Origin of the sequence: Nonomuraea coxensis DSM 45129 (assembly GCF_019397265.1) — a bacterium.
GTDB lineage: Bacteria > Actinomycetota > Actinomycetes > Streptosporangiales > Streptosporangiaceae > Nonomuraea > Nonomuraea coxensis.
Genome location: NZ_CP068985.1, coordinates 6,462,432 through 6,484,899, shown reverse-complemented (window position 1 = coordinate 6,484,899; position 22,468 = coordinate 6,462,432). Strand labels below are relative to the sequence as shown.

The window sequence follows — 22,468 nt, the reverse complement described above, 5'->3', positions numbered from 1 at the left end:
GTGACTGGCCGGAGTTCGTATCTGATCGTCGCCAACCGGTTGCCGGTGGACAGGACGATCGATCCCGACGGAACGGCCTCGTGGCGCAGGAGCCCCGGCGGGCTCGTCACCGCGATCGCGCCGGTGATGCAGCGCCGCCATGGAGCCTGGGCCGGTTGGCACGGGGCGCCGGACGAGAAACTGGAGCCGTTCGAGCAGGACGGCATGAACCTGATCCCCGTGGCCCTGTCAGCCGAGGAGGTGGAGCTCTACTACGAGGGCTTCTCCAACGCCACCCTCTGGCCGCTCTACCACGACGCCGTCGCGCCGCCGGTGTACCACCGCACGATGTGGGACGCCTACCGCCTGGTCAACGAGCGGTTCGCGGCCGCCGCCGCCGAGATCGCCGAGGAGGGGGCGGTCGTCTGGGTGCAGGACTACCAGCTCCAGCTCGTGCCCTCCATGCTGCGCAAGCTCCGGCCCGACCTGCGGATCGGGTTCTTCCTGCACATCCCGTTCCCGCCCGTCGAGCTGTTCTGGCGGCTGCCCTGGCGCAAGGACCTCGTGGAAGGGCTGCTCGGCGCCGACCTGGTCGGCTTCCAGCTCCCCGGCGGTGCCTCCAACTTCCGCCGGCTGTGCCGCAGGCTGCTCGGGCTGCCGTACAAGGGGAACGAGATCTTCCTCGACGACCGCGTCGTGCGCACCCAGGCGTTCCCGATCTCGGTGGACTTCGGGCAGCTCGACTCGCTCGTGCGCGAGCCGCACATCGTGGCGCGGGCCAAGGAGATCCGGTCCGAGCTGGGCGAGCCCGAGCACGTGCTGCTCGGCGTGGACCGGCTCGACTACACCAAGGGCATCGGGCAACGCCTGGAGGCCTTCGGCGAGCTGCTGAAGGACGGGCGGCTGCGCACCGGCGAGGCGGTGTTCGTGCAGATCGCCACCCCGAGCCGCGAACGGGTGGACGAGTACCGCCGGCTGCGCGACGACATCGAGCTGCAGGTCGGGCGGATCAACGGCGAGCACGCCACGCTCGGCTACCAGCCGGTGTGGTACTTCCACCAGTCGTACAACCAGGAGGAGCTCGCCGCGCTCTACCTCGCCGCCGACGTCATGGTGGTCACCCCGCTGCGCGACGGCATGAACCTGGTGGCCAAGGAGTACGTCTCCTGCCACCACGACCTCAGCGGGGCGCTCGTGCTGAGCGAGTTCGCCGGGGCCGCCGACGAGCTGCGCCAGGCTTACCTCGTCAACCCGTACGACGTGGAGGACGTCAAGCGCCAGATGCTGGCCGCCATGCGGGCCACGCCGCACGAGCTGGCCCGGCGGATGCGCACGATGCGCCGCCGGGTCGCCACCTACGACGTGGACCGCTGGGCGAGTGAGTTCCTCACTGCCCTGGAGTCACCTGCTTCAGAGCCCGCCACGCGTCATAGCGCTTCCTGGCGGTCCGGTTGACCACGATCTGAGCCACGGACATGCCGACGCCCATGAGGACCGCGTATCCGATGGCCTCGGCCAGGCTGACCTCCGGCGCCTCGGTGTCGACGGGCGGCTCCTTGCCGGTCGCCTTCACCCAGACGAAGGTGAGCAGCTTGCGGGCCGCCCACCCCGTGGCGAGCCCCACCAGGCCGCCGATGATCCGCCAGGCAACGTCCGGCTTGTCATCCGCCATGCCGATCTCCTTCCCCATATGTAACGAACACTAGTCTGTACCGCTCGCGGGAGCCGCGAAGCCGTACCATAAGGTGGCATGACTGAACAGCGACTACGCCATGCCTCCATGCCCGAGAAACCCACTCTCGACGGCCTGGAGCAGGTATGGGTAGCCCGCTGGGAGGCCGACGGCACCTACCGCTTCGACCGGTCGAAGCCGCGCGAGCAGGTCTACTCGATCGACACGCCGCCGCCGACCGTGTCCGGCTCGCTGCACGTCGGTCACGTCTTCTCCTTCACCCACACCGACATCATGGCCCGCTACCAGCGGATGACCGGCAAAGAGGTCTTCTACCCGATCGGCTGGGACGACAACGGCCTGCCCACGGAGCGGCGGGTCCAGCACGTCTACGGCGTGCGCTGCGACCCTTCGCTGCCCTACGACCCGGAGTTCGTTCCACCGGAGAAGCCGGGCAAACGCGAGATCCCGATCTCGCGGCGCAACTTCGTGGAGCTGTGCCACGAGCTGACCGCCGTCGACGAGCGGGCGTTCGAGGAGGTGTGGCGGCGGGTCGGACTGTCGGTCGACTGGTCGCTGCTCTACACGACGATCAGCGACGAGGCGCGGGCGGTCTCGCAGCGGGCGTTCCTGCGCAACCTGCGGCGCGGTGAGGCCTACCTCGCCGAGGCGCCGACGCTCTGGGACGTCACCTACCGCACCGCCGTGGCCCAGGCCGAGCTGGAGGACCGCGAGCACCCCGGCGCGTTCCACCGCGTCTCCTTCTACGGCGAGCGGGGGCCGGTCTGGATCGAGACGACCAGGCCGGAGCTGATCCCCGCGTGCGTGGCGCTGGTCGCGCACCCCGACGACGAGCGTTACCGCGCGCTGTTCGGCACCACGGTGCTGACACCGCTGTTCGGGGTCGAGGTGCCGGTGCTCGCGCACCACCTGGCCGAGCCGGACAAGGGCTCCGGCATCGCGATGATCTGCACCTTCGGCGACATCACCGACGTCACCTGGTGGCGGGAGCTGTCCCTGCCCACCCGGCCGGTCATCGGCTGGGACGGCCGGCTGCTGCCCGAGCCGCCCGAGGGCGTGGACGCGGAGCCGTACAAAGAGCTGGCGGGCAAGACCGTGCACAGCGCCCGCGAGCGCATCGTGGAGCTGCTGCGCGCCTCCGGCGACCTCGACGGCGAGCCCCGGCCGGTCAGCCGCGCCGTGAAGTTCTACGAGCGCGGCGACAAGCCGCTGGAGATCGTCACCACCCGCCAGTGGTACATCCGCAACGGCGGCCGTGACGAGGAGCTGCGGCGGCGGCTGCTGCGGCGCGGGGCCGAGCTGCGCTGGCACCCGCCGCACATGAAGGTGCGCTACGACAACTGGGTCGAAGGGCTCACCGGCGACTGGCTGATCTCCCGCCAGCGCTTCTTCGGCGTGCCCTTCCCGGTCTGGTACCCGATCGACGAGGCGGGGCAGCCGGTCCACGACGCGCCCATCCTGCCCGCCGAGGACACGCTGCCGGTCGACCCGTCCAGCGACGTGCCGCCCGGCTACGCCGAGGAGCAGCGCGGCGTGCCCGGCGGGTTCATGGCCGACCCCGACGTCATGGACACCTGGGCGACCTCGTCGCTGACGCCGCAGATCGCCGGGCGCTGGGAGCGCGACGACGACCTGTTCCGCCGGGTCTACCCGGCCGACCTGCGGCCCCAGTCGCACGAAATCATCCGGACCTGGCTGTTCGCCACCGTGACGCGCTCCCACCTGGAGTCGGACCGGCTGCCGTGGAGCGACGTCGCGATCTCGGGGTGGATCCTCGACCCCGACCGCAAGAAGATGTCCAAGTCCAAGGGCAACGTGGTCACCCCGCTCAACCTGCTGGAGCAGCACGGCTCCGACGCGGTGCGCTACTGGGCGGCGGGCGGGCGCTACGGCGTCGACTTCGCCTTCGAGCCCGGGCAGCTCAAGATCGGCCGGCGGCTCGCCATCAAGATCCTCAACGCCTCCCGGTTCGTGCTCGGCCTGGCCGGGGACGGCGGCGAGGTGAGCGAGCCGCTCGACCGGTCCGTGCTGGCTGCGCTGGCCGGCGTGGTGCGCGAGGCCACCGAGGCGTTCGACGCCTACGACCACAGCCGGGCGCTGGAGGTCGTGGAGCGCTTCTTCTGGGCGTTCTGCGACGACTACCTGGAGCTGGTCAAGGCCCGCGCGTACGAGGAGAGCGGGCCGGGGGCGGGCTCGGCCCACGCGGCGCTGCGGCAGGCGCTGGACGTGCTGCTGCGGCTGTTCGCGCCGTTCCTGCCGTTCGTGACCGAGGAGGTCTGGTCGTGGTGGCGTGAGGGCTCGGTGCACCGGGCGCCGTGGCCCGTCCCCGAGCCGGGCGACGGCAACCCGGCGGTGCTGACCGTGGCCTCCGAGGTGCTCGGGCGGGTGCGCAAGGCCAAGTCCGAGGCCAAGCTGTCGATGCGGGCCGAGGTGGCGCGGCTGACCGTGACCGGTCCTGAGGCGGAGCTGGTGCGCCAGGCGCAGGACGACCTGTGCGCGGCCGGCAACGTCGAGGAGTTCGTGCTCGGGCACGGCGACGAGCTGGCCGTGGAGGTCCACCTGGGCTGACGGGCGCCGTGAAAGGGGGCGCCGCCCCCTTTCACGGACCCCGCATGCCCATGACGGTGACACGCCCTCCGGCGGTCGCCCAGGCCCGATCTTCGCCGGCGCGCTCCGCGCCCGATCCGGTGGCGCAGTGGGCGCGCACTCGCCGCCCGGACGTGACAGTCTTGAACACGTGCTGCCCGACCGCCCCACCAAGCTCGTGCCGCCCACGCTGGCCAAGACGGCCGCCTGGTGCGTGTGCCTGATCCTCGTCGGCGTGGTCGTCTACTTCTTCGCGCTCATCATCGCCAGGCTCACGTTCGTGGCCCTGCCGGTGGCCGTCGCGCTGCTGCTGACCGCGTTGCTCTACCCGCTCACCAACCGGCTGCGCCAGGCGGGCATGCGGCCGATCTACGCCACGTGGGTCACCATGCTGATCGCGCTGGCCGTGCTGGCCGGCACCGGCTGGCTGGTCGGCGCGCGGGCCGGCGAGGAGTTCCCCAACCTGGTCCAGCAGGTCCAGGCGACCGCGAGAGACGTCCAGGAGTGGCTGATCACCGGCCCGCTGCATCTGCAGCAGGCCCAGATCACCGCGTACGTCGACGAGGTCGCGACCATGGTCAACACCCAGCGGCAGGCGATCACCACGACCGTCCTGAGCGCGGGCGCGGTCGCCTTCGAGGTGCTGGCGTCCATCGTGCTGCTGCTGTTCGTGACGTTCTTCCTGCTCAAGGACGGCGAGCGCATCTGGGCGTGGATCCTCAAGGGCTTCGGCGACGTCGCGCCGCGCATCGACCGGGCCGGCCGGGCGGCGTGGACCACCCTCTCCCACTACGTGCAGGGCACGGTCGCGGTGGCCGCCGTGCACGGCGTGATCATGGGCATCGTGCTGGCCGGCATGGGCGTGCCGCTGTGGGCCCCGCTCGCGGTGCTGATCTTCTTCGCCAGCTTCATCCCCATCGTCGGCATCTTCTTCGCCGGCACCGTGGCCACACTGGTCACGCTCGGCGCCAAGGGCATCGTGCTCGCGCTGGTGTTCCTCGGCATCCTCATCGTCGAGCAGCAGCTGGAGAACCACGTCCTGCAGCCGCTGATCGTCGGCCGGGCGCTCAACTTCCATCCGCTGGCGATCATCCTGGTGCTGGCCATCGGCGGCATCCTCGCGGGCATCGCGGGAGCCGCGGTGGCGGTGCCGGTCGCGGCCGTCATCTACCGGGCGCTGCCCGAGCTGCGGCACCAGCAGCCGGCCCTGCCGCCACCCCCGTCCGTGCACGAGAAGGGCGAACCGGACAGCGAGCCGGGGCCCGACCGGCCCGACCGGCCCGCCGCTCCCGCCGCGGACGAGCGGTCCGCCGCTCCCGCCGCTCGCGCCGCGGACGAGCGGAGCGCCGACAGCGAGTAACCTCGTCACCCGTGACCCGTTCCTCCCTGACCACTCCGCCGCCCGGCGCCGCCGCGCCCGCGCCCCCGCCGGGAGCCCCGCTGCCCGGCGCCGCCCTCGGCTCCCACTACGGCCACTGCTTCGGCTGCGGCACCGAGCACCCCACCGGCCTGCACCTCACGGCCCGGACGCCCGACGGCGCCACCGTCGAGGCCGAGTTCACGGTGGGCGAGGCGCACCAGGGCGCGCCCAAGCTGGCGCACGGCGGCGTCCTGGCCGCCGCCATGGACGAGGTCATCGGAATGTCGGTCTACCTGTTCCACAAGCCGTATGTCACAGGACGGCTGGAGACCGACTACCTTCTCCCCGTTCCTGTCGGCACGACACTCCACCTGCGCGCCTGGTGCAACGGCATCTCGGGGCGGAAGGCGTACCTTGAGGCTGAGGGGCGCATCGGCGCCCCGGACGGGCCGGTCGCCGTCAGGGCGGCGGCGCTGTTCATCGAGGTGAGCATGGAGCACTTCGCCGAGCACGGCGACCTGGCCGCCATCGCCGCCGAGCACCAGGACTTCGAGGTGAATCCGTGAGCAAGGTGGAGGTTCTGATCCAGCGGCTCGACGCCGAGCTGCCGCCGCCGTCCTACGCCCATCCGGGCGACGCGGGCGCCGACCTCTACGCCGCCGAGGACGTCGAGCTGGCGCCGGGCGAGCGGGCCGTGGTCGGCACGGGGCTGGCCATCGCCCTGCCCGACGGCTACGCGGCCTTCGTGCACCCGCGCTCCGGCCTCGCGGCCAGGCACGGTGTCACCCTGGTCAACGCGCCGGGCACGGTCGACGCCGGCTACCGCGGCGAGATCCGGGTCACGCTGATCAACACCGACGCCAAGGAGCCCTTCCGGCTCCGGCGGGGCGACCGGGTGGCCCAGCTGGTGATCCAGCGGGTCGAGCGGGCCGCCTTCTACGAGGTCGAGCGTCTGCCCGGCTCGGTGCGCGGCGCCAACGGATTCGGTTCGACGGGGCGCTGACGGCCCCTCCAGCACCACTATCAGGGAGAGTGAGGAACGTGTTCCGACGTCGTCGTCGAGAGCAGCCGGATGCGGTGGCCGAGCAGGAGCAGGCCGCCCCCACGCGCGAGTCCGGCCCGTGGGACGCCGACGAGCCCCATCCGGACAACGAGCGCATCGACCTCGGTGGCCTCCGGCTGCCGCACAACCCCGACTTCGAGGTGCGCCTGGCCTCGGTCGGCGACCAGCACGTCGGCGTGGTCGTCATCAGCGGGGAGAGCACGCTGCAGCTCCAGGCGCTGGCCGCGCCGCGCAGCTCCGGCCTCTGGGACGAGGTCAAAACCAAGATCCGCGCGCAGGCGAAGGACCTGGAGGAGCGCGAGGGCCCGCTCGGCACCGAGCTGGCGGGCGAGATCAGGATGGACGGCGGCAGCCGCCCGGCCCGCTACCTCGGCGTCGACGGTCCGCGCTGGTTCCTGCTCGCGGTGATCTCCGGGCCCGGCGCGTTCGACGAGGCGGTCGCCGGCGCGTTCGTCGACTTCGTCAAGGACGTCGTCGTGGTGCGCGGCGACGAGCCGATGGCCCGCGAGGAGCCCATCCCGCTGCGCCGGCCCAACGAGCAGGCGGGCGGCGAGCAGACGGACGCGCGCCCCGGTCTCAACCCGTTCAAACGAGGGCCGGAAATCAGTGAGATTCGCTGAGAGCTGACATCACGTAGGCTGAGTCATCATGAGTACGGCAGAGCCCGCGAAACGCGGGGGATTGCGTGGGTTCTTCGCCCGGCTGGCGTCCCCGCAGTCGGAGATCGAGGCCCAGGAACTACGGGAGGACGCCGACGAGGTCGGCGCGACCCCGATCGTGTCGTGCGGCGGGCGCCGGCGCTTCTGCGTGGCGGGTACGCTACGTACGGTGACGTTGCGCCCGAGGGGCGGCGCCCCCGCCCTGGAGGCCGAGCTCTACGACGGGTCCGACGTGATCGACCTGGTCTGGCTCGGCCGCCGCAAGATCGCCGGCATCGAGCCGGGCCGCACGGTCAAGGCCGAGGGGCTGGTCAGCATGCAGGACGGCCGCAAGGTGATGTTCAATCCGCGATACGAGCTCCGGCCAGGGAGTTGATCAGGTGAGTGCTGAGGCGCAAGAGGTCGCCCACGACACGGTGGAAGCGGCGGTGCGAGCACAGCTCGCCAAGGCGTTCGGCGGCGTGCGCGGCATCATCGAGGCGGCGATCCCGACGATCGCCTTCACGGTGTGCTGGATCGCCACCGAGGAGCTGAAGACGTCGCTCATCGTCAGCATCGCGCTGGCGGTGCTGCTGCTGGTGGCCCGGGTCGTGCAGCGGTCCACGCCGCAGTTCGTCATCAACAGCCTGATCGGCATCGCGATCGGGGCGTTCTTCGCCAGCCGCACCGGCGACGCGAAGGACTACTTCCTGCCCGGCATCCTGTGGAACGCCGGCTACATGATCGGCATGCTTATCTCCATCGTCGCCCGATGGCCGGTGGTCGGCTTCCTCATCGGCTCGGTCACCGGCGACCCGACCGCCTGGCGCAAGGATCCCGGCATCGTCCGGCTCTGCACCCGGCTCACCTGGCTGCTCATGCTGCCGTGCGCGGTGCGGGTCGCGGTGCAGGGGCCGGTCTACCTGTTCGGCGGCGGCGACGAGGCGGTGGCCGCGCTCGGCTTCGCCAAGATCGCCATGGGCTGGCCGTTGCAGGTGGCGGCGCTGGCCGGGATGCTCTGGATGCTCGGCCGCGGCCGCACTCCCATCAAGCCCCCGGTCGCCCCGGCCTGAGCCGCGCCTGACCCGCGCCTGACCCGCTCTGCCCGTCTAGGCGGGCAGCAGCAGGCCCACGCACTCCACGTGGTGGGTCATCGGGAAGGCGTCGAAGGCCCGCAGCCCGGCGAGCCTGTAGCCGCGCTCGCCCAGCCACTTGAGGTCGCGGGCGAAGGTGGCCGGGTCGCAGGAGACGTAGACGACGCGCGTGGCCTCCAGCGCGGCGACGCGCTCCACCACCTCGCGGCCGAGGCCCGCCCGCGGCGGGTCCACCACGACGAGGTCGGCGCGCTCGATCTGGAAGCGGTCGAGGGCCTCCTCCACCCGCCCACGCTCCACCCGGGCCTGCGGCAGGTCGCGCAGGTTGGCGCGGGCGTCGCGGACGGCGGCGGCCTCGGACTCCAGGCCGAACACCGCGCCCTCCGGCCCCACCGCCTCGGCCAGGCCCGCCGCGAACAGGCCCACCCCGCAGTAGAGGTCGAGCGCCCACTCGCCGGGCTCCGGCGCCGCGTACGCCAGCACCGCGTCCAGCAGGGTCTCGGCCGCGCCCGGATGCACCTGCCAGAAGCCGCTGCCCATCACCCGGAAGCGGCGCTCGCCCACCTGCTCGTGCAGCACCCCGGAGCCGCGCCGCGGCTCGGTGCGGCCCTTGCCCTGGTCGACCAGGATCGAGGCGGGCGCGTCGAGGTCGGGCACGGTCACGCTGCGCCGCGGCCTGGGCCTGACGACCACGGCCCGCTCGCCGCCCGAGGAGGCGATCACCTCGACGCCGGCGGCCCCCGCCCACGTACGGGTCTCGGCGGCGACCGCCTCGACCTCGGGATGGGCGATCAGACAGGCGTCGACCGGCTCGATCTCGTGCGAGCGGTGCCGGCGGAAGCCCAGCTCACCGCCGGGCAGCGCGGCGAACTGCACCCGGGTGCGCCAGCCGAGCCCGTCGGCGGCGCCAGGCACCTCCTCGACCACGACCTCACGTTCGATGCCCGCGAGCCGCTGGAGCTGCTCGGCCACCACCTGCGCCTTGAGCCGCCGCTGGGCGTCCAGAGTGGCGTGCTGCCAGTCGCAGCCGCCGCAGCGGCCCGGCCCCGCGTACGGGCAGGGCGGGACGACGCGGTCGGGCGACGGCTCCAGGATCTCCACCGCGTCGGCGCGCAGGAACTTGGCGCTCTCCTCGGTGATCTCGGCGATCACCCGCTCGCCCGGCAGCGCGTGCCGGACGAACACCACGCGCCCTTCGTGCCGCGCCACACACCAGCCGCCGTGCGCGACCGGACCCACCGTCAGCTCCAGAGATCCCTGTTCCACATGCGACACCCTATGCCCTGACCTGGCTGACTACTGTCGGAATTGATCCACTACTGTTGGTCGTCGTGGACAACGCGCGGGTGGTGCGGCGGTGGCCCGGCTTCGGGGGAGTCCTGCTGGGCACCCTGTTCGCCTGCGCCTCGCTCACGCCTTCGCTGCTGCCGCGCACCTGGATGTACCAGGGGGTGATGGCCGCGGTCACGGCCCTGATGGGCTACGCCGCCGGCGCCGCGCTCGGCGCGCTCGGCCGCGCGCTGATCCGCTACCGTCCGCCGGAGCGGGGGCGCCGCCTCGCCTGGCGGGCCCTGATCGGCGGCTGCGCGGTCCTGACCGTGGTGGCGCTCTGGTACAGCCACGACTGGCAGCGCGACCTGCGCGCCCTCATGGGCATGGACACCTCACTCACCTGGTTCCCGCCGCTCATCCTGGGCGTCGCGGTGGTGCTGTTCACGCTGGGGCTGCTGCTCGCCCGGCTGGTACGCCTCGGCGGCCGCAAGCTCATCGGCTGGCTCGACCGGTTCGTGCCCGTCCAGGTGGGGCGCGCGATCGGCGTGGTGCTCATGGCCGTGCTCGTCGCGGTGTTCGCCAACGACGTGCTGTTCTCGGCGTTCGTCGCGCGGATGAGCGACGTGTCCTCGGTCGCCAACCAGGGCACCGCGCCGGGCGTGCGGCGGCCCGCCACGAGACTGGTGTCCGGCGGCCCCGGCTCGTTCGTCCCCTGGGACACCCTCGGCAAGGAAGGCCGGACCTTCGTCGCGAGCGCCCCCGCCCCCGCCCGTCTCACCGCCTTCTCCGGCCGGCCCGCCACCGAGCCCATCCGGGTGTACGTCGGCCTCGAAGCCGCCCCCACCCCGCAGGCCCAGGCGGCCCTCGCGGTGCGCGAGCTGGAACGCACCGGGGCCTTCCGGCGGCCGGTGCTCGCCGTGCTCGGCACCACCGGCACCGGATGGGTGGACCCGAGCATCCCCGCCTCCCTGGAGTACATGTACGACGGCCGCTCGGCCACGGTCGCCGTGCAGTACTCGTACCTGCCGAGCTGGGTGTCGTTCCTGGTGGACCGGGAGCGGGCGGCCAGGGCGGGGCGGGCGCTGTTCGAGGCGGTGCGCGCCCGCTGGGCCGAGCTGCCCGCGGACAGCCGGCCGAAGCTCGTGCTGGCGGGGGAGAGCCTCGGCTCGTACGCGCTGGAGCACGCCTTCCGCGACCTCGGCGACCTGACGGCCCGTACGGACGGAGCCGTCTTCGTCGGCCCGCCCAACGTCAACCCCATCTGGCGCCACGTCACCGTCGGCCGGGAGCCGGGCAGCCCCGTGTGGCGGCCGGTGTACGAGGCGGGCCGCACCGTCCGCTTCGCCCAGACACCCGGCGACCTCGGCCGCCCGCCCGGCCCCTGGGCCAGGCCGCGCGTGGTCTACCTGCAGAACGCCTCCGACCCCATCGTCTGGTGGACGCCCGCGCTGATCCTGCGCCGTCCCGCCTGGCTGGAGGGCGAGCGCGGGCCCGGCGTGAACCCGCGGATGAAGTGGTTCCCGCTGGTGACGTTCTGGCAGGTGCTGGTGGACATGACCTCGGCGCTGTCGGTGCCGCCCGGCCACGGGCACCGCTACAACGCCAACGTCGTCGACGCCTGGGCGGCCGTGGCCGCGCCGCCCGGCTGGGACGCCGCCGACAGTGTGCGGCTGCGGACGCTGCTCAGCTCGTTCTGATCCCGTCGTCCTTGACCTGCCCGGGGCGGCGCACCGCGCCCGGCGCCGGAGGCTCCCGCCGGCCCGTCAGCCGGTCGGAGGAGTGGAGCTGCCACGGCACGCTGGTCACCATGACGCCCGGCTTGAACAGCAGCCGCGCCTTCAGCCGCAGCGCGCTCTGGTTGTGCAGCAGGTGCTCCCACCAGTGGCCGACGACGTACTCGGGGATGAACACGGTGACGACGTCGCGCGGCGAGCGCCGCCGCAGCGTCTTGACGTAGTCGAGGATCGGCTGGGTGATCTCCCGGTAGGGCGAGTCGAGCATCTTCAGCGGCACCGGGATGCCGCGCCGCTCCCACTCCTCCTGGAGCTGGCGGGCCTCCTCGCCCTCCACGCCGACGGTGACCGCCTCCAGGGAGGACGGCCGGGTGGCGCGGGCGTACGCCAGCGCGCGCATCGTCGGCTTGTGGATCTTCGAGATGAGCACGATCGCGTGGTTGCGGGCGGGCAGCATGGCCGGCTCGTAGTCCTCGTCGATCTCCAGCTCGGCCGCCACGTTGTCGTAGTGGCGCCGGATGCCCTTCATCATGAGGAACAGGATCGGCATCGCGATCACCACGATCCACGCCCCGACCATGAACTTCGTCAGCAGCACGACGATCAGCACCAGCCCCGTCATGACCGCGCCGAAGAAGTTGATCACCCGGGAGCGGTGCATCTGGTGGCGGAGCCTGAGATCCCGCTCGGTCCGCAGGTGGCGGGTCCAGTGGATGACCATGCCGGTCTGGCTGAGCGTGAACGAGACGAAGACGCCGACGATGTAGAGGTTGAGCAGGCGGCTGACGTCGGCGTTGAACCCCCAGAGCAGCAGGCACGCGCCCGCCGCCAGGATGATGATGCCGTTGGAGAAGGCCAGGCGGTCGCCCCGGGTGTGGAGCTGGCGCGGCAGGTAGCGGTCCTGGGCCAGGATCGAGCCCAGCACAGGGAAGCCGTTGAAGGCCGTGTTGGCCGCCAGGAACAGGATGAGCGCGGTCACCGCCGAGATCAGCACGAACGGCAGCGACCCGCCGCCGAACACCGCGTCCGCGACCTGCGAGATGATCGGCTGCTGGTAGTAGTCAGGGCCGACCGGGGTGCCGTCCGGCCGCATCAGGTCCCTGGCCACCACGGACGGCTCGGCCACCTTCACGCCCGAGGCCAGCCCGAGGGCGATGATGCCGCCGAACATCGTGATGGCGACGAGGCCCATCATGAGCAGCGTCGTGGCGGCGTTCTTGCTCTTGGGCTTGCGGAAGGCGGGCACGCCGTTGCTGATGGCCTCGACGCCGGTCAGGGCCGCGCAGCCGGTGGAGAAGGCCCGCAGGATGAGGAAGGCCGCGGCGAAGGCCGTCAGGTCGGTCTGCTCGGGCCGGATGGTGAACCCGGCGCTCGGGGCGTGCAGCTCGTCGCCCAGCACCAGCAGCCGGAACCCGCCCACGGCGATCAGCAGCAGCACGCCGATCATGAACGCGTACGTGGGGACGGCGAAGGCGACCCCGGACTCGCGGATGCCGCGCAGGTTGACCACGGTGAGCAGGACGACGATGGCGATGGCGACGGCCGGCTTGTGCTGGCCCACGATCGGGATGGTGGCGCCCACGTAGTCGACGCCGTTGGCGACGGACACCGCGACGGTCAGCACGTAGTCGACCAGCAGCGCGCTGGCCACCGTGAGACCGGCGTTCTTGCCGAGGTTGGTGGTCGCCACCTCGTAGTCGCCGCCCCCGCTGGGATAGGCGTGCACGTTCTGCCGGTAGGAGGCGACGACCGTGAGCATCACCACGACGACGGCGGCGGCGATCCAGGGGCTGTAGGCGTAGAAGGAGACGCCGGCCAGCGACAGGATGACCAGGATCTCCTGGGGGGCGTAGGCCACGGAGGAGAGCGCGTCGCTCGCGAAGACCGGCAGGGCGATGCGTTTGGGGAGCAATTGCTCGTGGAGCTGCCCGCTGCGCAGGGCGCGCCCCACGAGCAAGCGTTTGACAAGATCCGTTACCTTCGCCACGAAACGAGATGCTAGCCCCAGACGCCCGGCCTAAACGAGGTGCTCCCTCCTGACGCCATACTGGAGTCTGAGCAACCGCCGGCCGCGACGATGCGGGGGGACATGCATATTGTGATCATGGGGTGTGGTCGCGTGGGATCGACCCTCGCGCACATCCTCGAGGACAACGGCCACTCCGTTGCCATCATCGACCGCGACCCGCAGGCGTTCCGGCGGCTGCGCGCCGGGTTCCGCGGGCGCCGGGTGACGGGGGTCGGTTTCGATCGCGACGTGCTCACCGACGCCGGCGTCGAGTCGGCGGCGGCGTTCGTGGCCGTCTCCAGCGGCGACAACTCCAACATCATCTCCGCGCGGGTGGCCCGCGAGACGTTCGGCGTCGACAACGTCGTCGCCCGCATCTACGACCCCCGAAGGGCCGAGGTCTACCAGCGTCTCGGCATCCCCACGGTGGCCACCGTCCGCTGGACCGCCGACCAGATCCTGCGCCGCATCCTGCCCGAGGGCGCCGAGCCGCTGTGGCGCGACCCCACGGGCACCGTCGTGCTCGCCGAGGTCGCGGTCAACCCCTCCTGGATCGGCACCCGCGTCGTCGACGTGGAGCGGAGGGCCGGCGTCCGCGCCGCCTTCATCAACCGCATGGGCGAGGCCCTCACCATCACCCAGGACTCCGTGGTCCAGGAGGGCGACGTGCTGCACGTCATCGCCGCCGAGAACGACATGGACCGGATCAACAAGGCGCTCGCCGGAGCGCCGGAAGTGGATGACTGATGCGCGTCGCCATCGCCGGAGCGGGCGCGGTCGGGCGTTCCATCGCCGCGGAGCTGCTGGAGAACGGCCACGAGGTCCTGCTCATCGACGTCGACCCCCGCGCCATCAAGATCGACAGTGTGCCGCGGGCCGAATGGCTGCTCGCCGACGCCTGCGAGATCGCCTCCCTCGACGAGGCCGGGCTCAACAACTGCCACGTCGTGGTCGCCTCCACCGGCGACGACAAGGTCAACCTCGTCGTGTCGCTGCTCGCCAAGACCGAATACGGCGTGCCGCGCGTGGTGGCCCGCATCAACCACCCCAACAACGAGTGGCTGTTCAACGAGTCGTGGGGCGTCGACGTCGCCGTCTCCACCCCGCGCCTGCTGAGCGCCCTGGTCGAGGAGGCGGTGAGCGTCGGCGACCTGGTGCGGCTCATGACGTTCCGGCAGGGCCAGGCCAACCTCGTCGAGCTCACCCTGGCCGACGACGCCCCGGTGGTCGGGCAGCGGGCCGGGGCGGTGCCGTGGCCGGTGGACTCCGCGCTGGTCGCGATCCTGCGCGAGGGCCGGGTGCTGGTGCCGTCCGCGGACGACCCGCTGGAGGCGGGCGACGAACTGCTCTTCGTGGCCAGCCAGGAGGTCGAGCAGGAGCTCGCCCACCTGCTCTCCCAGCACTGACCCCGGTCCTCAGCTCACCCCGCTCCCACTCGTCCTGCCGCCGGCCAGGGCCTCGGCGAACGGGTCGGGGGCGGCGGAGCCGGCGGCGAACGCGGCCGCCCACCGCTCGCCGCCCAGCGCGCCCCGCAGCCCCTCCGCCACCGCCAGGTGGGCCTGCCGGAACGGCCCGGTCAGCAGCACCCCGAACTCCCGCCGCAACCGTTCGCCGGCGCCGAGCAGCCGGGCCGCCCGCGCCACGTCGCCGGTGGCCGCCACCGCCCAGGCCAGGACCTCCACGCCCCACGTGGGCGACCAGCGGTCGCCGAGCGCCCGCTGCCGCTCCACGCTGTCGCGCAGCAGCTCCACCGCCCGGTGCGGGTCGCCGTGCCGCAGCTCGGCCAGCCCTACGCCCCACAGCCCCCACGACGTCGCCCACGCGCCCTGGTGCGCCCGCGCCTCGGCCAGGTATTCGCTCCCCGCGGCCAGCGCCGTCTCCCGGTCGCCGAGGAACACCGCGGCCATCGCCCACACCAGCGTCGCCAGGTGCGTGTCGCCGATCCTGCCGTCCCGCCGCAGCTCGGCGCGGGCCCGCGCCAGCAGCCCGATCGCGGCGGGGTCGGCGTGCCGCAGCAGCGCGTACGCGCCCTCCGCGAACGTCACCGCCGGCTCCGGACCGTCCAGCCGCCCGGCCCGCTCCCGGCACGCCGCCAGCAGCGCGTCGGCCCCCTCCGGATCCCCCTGGCACAGCGCGATCCACACCGCGAACGCACTCGCCACCACCTGCGGCCTCACGTCCTGAGCAGTCCCAGGAGCGGGGCCAGGGCTGGGATCAGGGCCAGGGCCGGGACCGCGGCCGGGACCGTGGCCGGGACCGTGGCCGGGACCGTGGCCGGGACCGAGACCGGGGCCGGGGCCGGGATCAGGGCCGGGGCCGGGGCCGGGTTGCTGGGCGAGCGCGGCCAGCAGCCACCGCCGCCCCTCGGCCGGCGTGCCGCCGAAGAACCACGTCTGCGCGCTGGTCAGGTGCACCGCCAGCCGCAGGCCCGCCACCGCCTCGCCCGGCCACGTCAGGCAGAACTCCATGGCCGCCCGCAGATTGGGCAGCGCCAGGCGCGTCCTGGACAACCACACGGCCTCCTCCGGCCCGCACCACCCGGCCGCCGCGCCCGCGGCGAGGCGCAGGTAGTGGTCGCGGTGCCGTACCCGCAGCCCGGCCTCCCTGCCCAGCTCACGCAGCCGCGCAAGGCCGTACTGGCGGATGGTCTCCAGCAGCCGGTACGCCGTGCGCCCCCCTGCCGGCTGCGCGGTCACGATCGACTTGCGGACCAGCCCGGCGAGCAGGTCGAGCACGTCCCCGCGGGCGATCGGCGGGCCGTCGCACACCGCCTCGGCGGCGGCCAGGTCGAAATCGCCGGCGAACACCGACAGCCGCGCCCACAGCACCTGCTCGCGCTCGGTGCACAGCCCGTGGCTCCAGTCGATCACGCCCTGCAACGTGCGCTGGTAGCGCGGGACGGGCCACGCAGCGTACAGGGCCTCGCCGGGCTCTCCGGGCTCGCCGGTCAGCAGGTGGAAGCGGTCGTCGAGGCGTTCGAGCATCTCGTCGAGCGAGAGCGCGCCGAGCCGGACCGCGGCCAGCTCGATCGCGAGCGGCAGTCCGTCAAGACGGCGGCAGAGCTGCAGGGCGGCGGCGCGGGCGGGCCCTTCGGCGGTGAAGCCGGGCGCGGCGGCGGCGCCCCGGTCCGCCAGCAGCCGCAGGGCCTCGCCGTCCTCGTCCACGGTGAGCGGGGGGACCGGCAGCACGTGCTCGCCGGGCACGCCGAGCGCCTGCCTGCTGGTCGCCAGCACCCGCAGCCCGGGCGCGCCGCGCAGCAGCACGCCCAGCAGCTCCGCGACGGCGGCCACCACGTGCTCGCAGTTGTCGAGGACGAGCAGCGTCCGCCGCTCGCGCAGATGACCCAGCAGCACCTCACGAACGGGCCGCGCCGACTGGTCCCGAACCCCCAACGCCTCCGCCACCGCCGCCTCGATCCGCCCTGGCTCGATCCGCCCCGGCTCGCTCACGACGGCGAGGTCCGCCAGCCACACCCCGTCACCGAACACGCCCGCCGCCTCAGGGGCCCAGGGTTCCGCGTGGCGGCCCTCGGCAGACAGCCGGGCCGCCACGCGAAGGGCGAGCCGGGTCTTGCCCACACCGCCGACGCCCGTGAGCGTCACCAGGCGCGCGGCGCCGAGCAGACCCTCCACGCGCTCGATCAGCCCCTCCCGCCCCACGAACGACGTCAGCTCGGCCGGCAGGCCGCAGCCGCCCCCGCCGATGGGCGGCGGCGGCTCGGGACGGGGAGCGGGGACGAGGCCCGGGTCGGCAGCCAGGATGCGCCCGTGCAGCTCGCGCAGCTCGGCGCACGGATCGACGCCCAGTTCGTCCGCCAGGAGCTCGCGGACCGTCGCGTAACAGCGCAGCGCCTCGCCCGGCCGCCCGGCCCGGCACAACGCCAGCATCCGCTGCCCCCAGAAGCGCTCCTGCAGCGGGTGGGCCGCCGTCAGCTCGCGCAGCTCGGCCAGCACCTCGGCGTGCCGCCCCAGCGCGAGATCCGCCTCGACACGGGACTCGACGGCGCAGAGCCGGCGCTCGGCCAGGGCAGGGGCCACCTCCCGCCGCAGCAGGTCGGACTCGACGTCCGCGAGCGGGTCGCCGCGCCACAGCGACAGCGCCTCCCGCAGCAGCTCCGCCACCCGCGCGTTGTCGCCCGCCGCGCCCACGGCCTCCGCCCGCAGCCGGTCGAAGCGGTGCGCGTCGAGCGCGCCGTCGGCGACCTCCACCAGGTAGCCACGCGGACGGGACAGGATCGGCGCCTCCGCCCCGGCCGCCGCCGAGAGCCGCCGCCGCAGCCGCAGCACGTGGTTCTGCAGGGTGTTGCGTACGCCGTCCGGCGGACGCTCGCCCCACAGCCGGGCCACCAGCGTCTCGACCGGCACCACCTGGCCCGCGTCCACCAGCAGCGCCGCCATCAGAGCCCGCTGCTTGGCCGAGCCGATCACGATGGGCACGCCGTCGAAGGTCACCTCCAGCGGCCCCAGAATCCCGAACGCGAACCCCACCCGCCAGTGATACCACCCTCGGTGACCGGCCGGTGACCGAACGGTGACCGCGTACGGGCAGCCTGGCATCCGTCCAGGGCGGACGGATGGACGGACGGACACGGAGGAACGATGCAGCGCACCCGACGTGCGTGGCGCGGTCGGCTCGTTCGGCGCGGCCGGCGTGGCTGGCGCGGACCGCGTGGCTGGTTCGAGGAGCACAGAAGCGTCTCGGGTGGCCGCGCGTCCGTGTGGCCGGGACGGAAACCGGCCGCCCCGACCGCGTCCGAGCGGTGGGACCCGCGCCCCCGCTCCGCCCCTGACGCCCGTGGGCGTCCCATCGCCTTCCCCTTTGAGGCCGCGGGACGCTCACGGGTGAGAACCCGAGGGCCACCACGAAGTCCACCGGGGCCCCGCCCGGACCTCCGCCGGGTCCTCGCGGGGACCTTCGCCGCGTCCCGGTTCGACGCCGTCACTCCGGGAGCGCGGCCTCATGGGGCTGGTGGGCCGGGGGTCAGAGCCAGCCCATGCGCTGGGCCGTGCGGATGGCCTCCAGCCGGTTCTGGGCGTTGAGCTTGGTCATCGCGCTCGACAGGTAGTTGCGTACGGTGCCCTCGGTCAGGTGCAGCTCGCCCGCGATCCTGGCGATCGTCGCGCCGTCGCCGGCGAGCCGCAGCGCGTCGCGCTCGCGGTCGGTCAGGGGACTGTCGCCGGCCGCCATGGCCGCCGCGGCCAGCTCGGCGTCGAGGTAGCGCCCGCCCCCCTGGACCTTGCGGATGGCCATGGCGAGCTCCTCGGCGGAGGCGTCCTTGCCGAGGAAGCCGCCCACTCCCGCCGCCATGGCCCGGCGCAGGTAGCCGGGCCGGCCCAGGCTGGTCAGGATGACGATCTTGCACTGGGCGCTGATCCGCTCGGCCGCGCTCAGGCCGTCCATGCCGGGCATCTCGATGTCGAGCACGGCCACGTCCGGACGGTGCTCGGACACGGCGGCGACGACCTCGTCACCCCGGCCGACCTGGGCGACCACCTGGATGCCCTCCTCCAGGTCCAGCAGGGCCGCGATGGCGCCGCGGACAAGGTGCTCGTCGTCGGCGAGCAGCACGCGGATGGTCATGGTCTCTCCCCACAACTCATGCGGGCACCGCCGCCCGCAGCAGGTAACGGCCCTCGGGCGTGGGCGCCGCCTCCAGGCTGCCGCCCGCCGCGCGCACCCGTTCGGCCAGTCCCGCCAGGCCGTTGGGCGCGTGCCGGCCCACCGGGCCGCTCACCCCGTCGTTGGACATCTCCAGCACGCCGTCCTCGATGCTGATCTCGCAGCGTTCGGCCCGGCTGTGCTTGAGCACGTTGGTGGTGCCCTCGCGGACGACCGTGGCCAGCAGCGTGCGGCTCTCGGGGGTCAGCCCGGCCGTGTCGGCGCGTACGGCGCAGCGCACCCCCGCCGCCTCCAGCACCGCCCGTACGCTGGCGAGGACCTCGTCCAGGTCGACGGCGCGGTAGTTCTGGACGACCGTGCGCACCTCGCGCAGCGAGCGCCGGGCGAGGTCGCGCACCTCGAACATCTCGGCCGCGGCCGCCTCGGGATCGGCGCGCAGCCGCTCCTCGGCGTGCCCGGCGCGGGCGGCCACGTCGGTGAGGCTCTGGCCGAGCAGGTCGTTGAGGTCGCGGGCGAAGCGCAGCCGCTCCTCCGAGACCGCGAGCCTGGCCAGTGCCTCCTCGCCCTCGTGCGCCTCCTGGGCGAGCCGCCACAGCGCCAGGTTGGCCAACGTCGCGCCGACCGAGATCACCGTCATGAACGTCATCGCCGTCACCAGCGCCAGGATGTCCGCGAACCCCGCCCCGGACAGCACCCCGATCAGGGTGAGGGTCGTGATCGAGCCGGCCGAGAGGAGGACGATCGTGCGCCTGCGGACGAACGGCGCCAGCGTCCCCAGCCAGGACGGGAGCGCCCACACGACGGCCACGACGGCCAGCAGCAGCGCGAGCGCCCCGCTCACCGCCAGCAGCGCCGTGGGCCGCGGCCCGCCGCGCACCGCCGCCCGGAACGGGCGCAGGCAGATCACGACGAAGACCGCCAGCAGGACGGCGGCGCCCATCGCCAGGGCCGGGGGCATGCCCGCCTGCCATTGGAGGTAGAGCACGTAGAACCCGATCAGGCTGAGCAGCGGCACGAGATCCGTGGAGTAGACGATCACCCAGCGGACCTTGTCGAGCTTGCTCGCCGTGCGCAGCCGGCGCAGCGGCCCCGGCCGCCCGCCGTCCCCGCCCTCCGGGACCGGCGTCATGCGGGCACCGCCGCCGGCAGCGGGTGCTCCCCGACGACCGGCACCGTCGCGCGCAGCAGGAACTCGCCTGTCGCCGTGGGCGCGGCCGACAGGGTGCCGCCCGCGGCGACCAGGCGCTCGGCCAGTCCGCGCAGGCCGCTGCCCGGCGGCGCCGCCGCGCTCCGCGCGACCCCGTCGTTGCGCATCTCCAGCAGGCCGCCGTCGATCGTGATGGCGCAGCGCGTGGCCCTGCTGTGCTTGAGCACGTTGGTGCCGCCCTCGCGCACCACCCACGCGAGCAGCGCCCGCGCGGCCGGCCCGAGTTCGTCGGCCCGTACGTGGACGACGCACCGCGTCCCTGACGCCTCCAGCGCGGCCCGCACCCCGGCCACCTCCTGGTCGAGGTCGAGGTGCTGGTAGCCGTGCACGGCCTGCTGGACCTTGGCCAGCGAGTCGCCGGCCAGCTCCCGGACCTCGGTCATCTCGGTCAGCGCCCGCCCGGCGTCCTTGGTGGCGAGCTTGGCGGCCAGCTCGCTCTTGAGCGTGATCACCGCCAGGCTGTGGCCGAGCAGGTCGTGCAGGTCGCGGGCGAAGCGCAGCCGTTCTTCCGCGACCGCGAGCCGGGCCCTCGCCTCGCGGCCGTTGGAGGCGTCCCTGATGATCCACCAGAGCCAGCGCCACAGGAGCATGGCCGGGACCATGAAGGCGAAGTTGATCAGCAGGCCGATCAGCGCGCCGGGCCAGCTCTGGCCGTGCAGGAGCGTGCCGTAGGCGGTGAGCAGGCCGGCCGCCGCCACCGACATGCAGGCGATCGCCCGGGGCGTCAGGTAGAGGGCGGCCGCGGCGAGCCACAGCGTGCCCACCTCGATCCACGGCGCGGTGTTGTCGAGGGTGGTCGGGCGCAGCAGCGTCGCGGCCAGGGCCAGCACGCCCGCGAGCGCCAGTTTCCAGGTGGGGCGCGGCCGGTGGTCGAAGGCCTCCCTCAGGAGGAACGGGAACAGCGCGCACAACCCGAGCTGGCAGGCGATGGTGACGGCGGCGTGCGGGGGCGAGATCGCGCCCGCCACGGCCCGGCCGACGATGAACGCCACGGCGATGACGGCGAGCAGCGCCACGACGCCGTCCATCCAGTAGATCAGGATCTTCCTGGCCGTCTCAGGACGAGCCGCCATCGCCCCCTCCCCCTCGCCTGGACATGTGACGGTAAGGGGATCCTATAGTCAGGGTACGGAACCGCGCAGAACGGCCGCCGCCTCCTCACCGGGATCGGCCCCGCGCAGGGACAGCCAGGCGAGGCCGTGGCGGACGGCGTACGCGGAGAGGGTGCGCGCGTCCTGCTCGTCCAGCTCGGACCCGTCGGCGAGCACGAGCGTCAGCGCGATGCGCGGCCAGGCGCCCTCCGGCTCGGGCAGCGACTGGGCGCGGGCGATCTGCGCCTCGGCCAGCCGCACGGCGGCGGCGAGCCGGGGCAGCCGGCCGGAGGGGGCCGTGCGCGGCTCCAGCTCGGCCAGCAGGTTGACGGTGCCGACGTCGGCCCCGTCCTGGTGGGCGGCCCGCAGCGCGGCGACGCCCGCCGCGTCCAGCCCGGACGCCGTCAGCGGCGCGGTGAGGCTGACCCGCAACGGCCGCTCCCGCTGCAGGGTCCGGAGCGCGCGGGCCCGGCGCGAGGCCGTGCCGGCGCTCTCGCCGGGCCGGAGCTCGAAGTCGACGGCGGAGACGTCGAAGGCGCCCACCACGCGCCGGTAGGCCGCGGCGAGCGCGCGCGGCTCGGTGCAGCGGGCGGCCGGGTCGGAGCCGTTCGCGCCGCCGAACGACGGCGTGGCGTCGCCGCCGAGCGCCCTGAGCCGGCCGATCCTGTTGGCCACCCGGTTGACGCCGGGGTCGAGGAGCACGCCGCCGACGCTCGCCCACGCGGGTGAGCAGCCGTCGGCGCCGCCCGCGACGAGGTGGCCGAGCAGGTAGTGGCGGACGCCGGTGCGCAGGGCCGCGGCCGGCAGGTCGAAGTCGGGGTCGGCGGCGGTGTCGACGTACGCCACGAAGCCGGGCAGCGGCGACTCGGCCATCGCGGCGGAGAGCGCGGGCGTGTGCCTGGCGAGGGGCGCGGCCCGGGAGGCGGGCGGCGCGGACGGCTCGGGCGGCGGGGACGTCGCGACGGCGTCCGCGGGCGGCAGCAGCCGGACCGCGGCGGCGGTGGCGGCCACGAGCGCCAGCCCGGCGAGGATGGCGAGAGGACGGGGGAGCAGGCCCGGCTCCCTCTGGTGCCGCGGCATAGAGCACTTCCCGTGTTCGATCGGCTACCTAGGGTGCTGAGCTGA

The 22,468-nt window shown here is 73.5% G+C and carries 19 protein-coding genes; 11 read left to right on the top strand and 8 right to left on the bottom strand.

Annotated elements, in window-relative coordinates:
* Positions 1-1,434 carry an alpha,alpha-trehalose-phosphate synthase (UDP-forming) gene (locus Nocox_RS30385; protein WP_020542853.1) on the top strand — a complete coding sequence of 478 codons (1,434 nt, stop codon included), beginning with the start codon at positions 1-3 and terminating at the stop codon, positions 1,432-1,434.
* Here the strand turns inward: Nocox_RS30385 and Nocox_RS30380 are convergent.
* On the bottom strand, positions 1,367-1,651 hold the full coding sequence (locus Nocox_RS30380) for a DUF4235 domain-containing protein (protein WP_084685630.1): 285 nt from the start codon (positions 1,649-1,651) through the stop codon (positions 1,367-1,369). The genes Nocox_RS30385 and Nocox_RS30380 overlap by 68 nt on opposite strands.
* A 78-nt stretch (positions 1,652-1,729) precedes the next feature.
* Between Nocox_RS30380 and valS the strand changes: the two genes are divergently transcribed.
* The 7 genes from valS to Nocox_RS30345 all read left to right on the top strand — a co-directional run bounded on the left by valS (position 1,730) and on the right by Nocox_RS30345 (position 8,392).
* A complete protein-coding gene (gene valS / locus Nocox_RS30375; protein ID WP_026214275.1) occupies positions 1,730-4,240 on the top strand; it encodes a valine--tRNA ligase in 2,511 nt (836 codons plus the stop codon).
* A gap of 169 nt (positions 4,241-4,409) precedes the next feature.
* Positions 4,410-5,618: an AI-2E family transporter gene (locus tag Nocox_RS30370; protein WP_020542856.1), complete on the top strand. Its 1,209-nt coding sequence runs from the start codon at positions 4,410-4,412 to the stop codon at positions 5,616-5,618.
* Between the two features lie 11 nt (positions 5,619-5,629).
* Entirely contained in the window at positions 5,630-6,184 is a 555-nt protein-coding gene (locus Nocox_RS30365; protein ID WP_020542857.1) for a PaaI family thioesterase, read from the top strand.
* Complete coding sequence (dut, locus tag Nocox_RS30360) at positions 6,181-6,621, top strand: dUTP diphosphatase (protein WP_020542858.1); 441 nt, start codon at positions 6,181-6,183, stop codon at positions 6,619-6,621. Before Nocox_RS30365 ends, dut begins: the two co-directional genes overlap by 4 nt.
* Before the next feature lie 38 nt (positions 6,622-6,659).
* Positions 6,660-7,301 carry a DUF3710 domain-containing protein gene (locus tag Nocox_RS30355; protein WP_157383007.1) on the top strand — a complete coding sequence of 214 codons (642 nt, stop codon included), beginning with the start codon at positions 6,660-6,662 and terminating at the stop codon, positions 7,299-7,301.
* Positions 7,302-7,329: 28 nt separating this feature from the next.
* Positions 7,330-7,716: an OB-fold nucleic acid binding domain-containing protein gene (locus tag Nocox_RS30350; RefSeq protein WP_026214276.1), complete on the top strand. Its 387-nt coding sequence runs from the start codon at positions 7,330-7,332 to the stop codon at positions 7,714-7,716.
* A 4-nt stretch (positions 7,717-7,720) separates the two neighbouring features.
* Positions 7,721-8,392: a DUF3159 domain-containing protein gene (locus Nocox_RS30345; protein WP_026214277.1), complete on the top strand. Its 672-nt coding sequence runs from the start codon at positions 7,721-7,723 to the stop codon at positions 8,390-8,392.
* A 36-nt stretch (positions 8,393-8,428) separates the two neighbouring features.
* Here Nocox_RS30345 and Nocox_RS30340 read toward each other — a convergent pair whose 3' ends face one another.
* The gene (locus tag Nocox_RS30340; RefSeq protein ID WP_033408878.1) at positions 8,429-9,679 is read right to left on the bottom strand and encodes a class I SAM-dependent RNA methyltransferase; all 1,251 of its coding nucleotides are present in this window, start codon (positions 9,677-9,679) and stop codon (positions 8,429-8,431) included.
* A 65-nt stretch (positions 9,680-9,744) separates the two neighbouring features.
* Between Nocox_RS30340 and Nocox_RS30335 the strand changes: the two genes are divergently transcribed.
* Entirely contained in the window at positions 9,745-11,382 is a 1,638-nt protein-coding gene (locus Nocox_RS30335) for an alpha/beta hydrolase (RefSeq protein ID WP_157383008.1), read from the top strand.
* On the opposite strand, the gene Nocox_RS30330 is transcribed toward Nocox_RS30335, so the two are convergent.
* The gene (locus Nocox_RS30330) at positions 11,369-13,405 is read right to left on the bottom strand and encodes an APC family permease (protein ID WP_026214279.1); all 2,037 of its coding nucleotides are present in this window, start codon (positions 13,403-13,405) and stop codon (positions 11,369-11,371) included. The two genes, Nocox_RS30335 and Nocox_RS30330, sit on opposite strands and share 14 nt — an antisense overlap.
* Positions 13,406-13,507: 102 nt before the next feature.
* Here Nocox_RS30330 and Nocox_RS30325 point away from each other — a divergent pair, with 102 nt between their 5' ends.
* Entirely contained in the window at positions 13,508-14,173 is a 666-nt protein-coding gene (locus Nocox_RS30325; protein ID WP_026214280.1) for a potassium channel family protein, read from the top strand.
* On the top strand, positions 14,173-14,832 hold the full coding sequence (locus Nocox_RS30320) for a potassium channel family protein (protein ID WP_020542866.1): 660 nt from the start codon (positions 14,173-14,175) through the stop codon (positions 14,830-14,832). Before Nocox_RS30325 ends, Nocox_RS30320 begins: the two co-directional genes overlap by 1 nt.
* Before the next feature lie 9 nt (positions 14,833-14,841).
* Here the strand turns inward: Nocox_RS30320 and Nocox_RS30315 are convergent, their stop codons facing one another.
* From Nocox_RS30315 to Nocox_RS30295, 5 genes are all read right to left on the bottom strand, one after another.
* Positions 14,842-17,913: an AfsR/SARP family transcriptional regulator gene (locus tag Nocox_RS30315; protein ID WP_020542867.1), complete on the bottom strand. Its 3,072-nt coding sequence runs from the start codon at positions 17,911-17,913 to the stop codon at positions 14,842-14,844.
* 493 nt (positions 17,914-18,406) lie between these two features.
* Positions 18,407-19,006, bottom strand: coding sequence for a response regulator transcription factor (locus Nocox_RS30310; protein ID WP_020542868.1), 600 nt, complete (start codon positions 19,004-19,006; stop codon positions 18,407-18,409).
* A gap of 16 nt (positions 19,007-19,022) precedes the next feature.
* The gene (locus Nocox_RS30305) at positions 19,023-20,174 is read right to left on the bottom strand and encodes a sensor histidine kinase (protein ID WP_020542869.1); all 1,152 of its coding nucleotides are present in this window, start codon (positions 20,172-20,174) and stop codon (positions 19,023-19,025) included.
* A complete protein-coding gene (locus Nocox_RS30300; protein ID WP_020542870.1) occupies positions 20,171-21,325 on the bottom strand; it encodes a sensor histidine kinase in 1,155 nt (384 codons plus the stop codon). The genes Nocox_RS30305 and Nocox_RS30300 overlap by 4 nt, the downstream gene beginning before the upstream one ends.
* A gap of 48 nt (positions 21,326-21,373) precedes the next feature.
* Positions 21,374-22,423, bottom strand: a complete 1,050-nt coding sequence (locus Nocox_RS30295; RefSeq protein ID WP_020542871.1) for a glycoside hydrolase family 18 protein — start codon at positions 22,421-22,423, stop codon at positions 21,374-21,376.
* Positions 22,424-22,468: the final 45 nt, after the last annotated feature.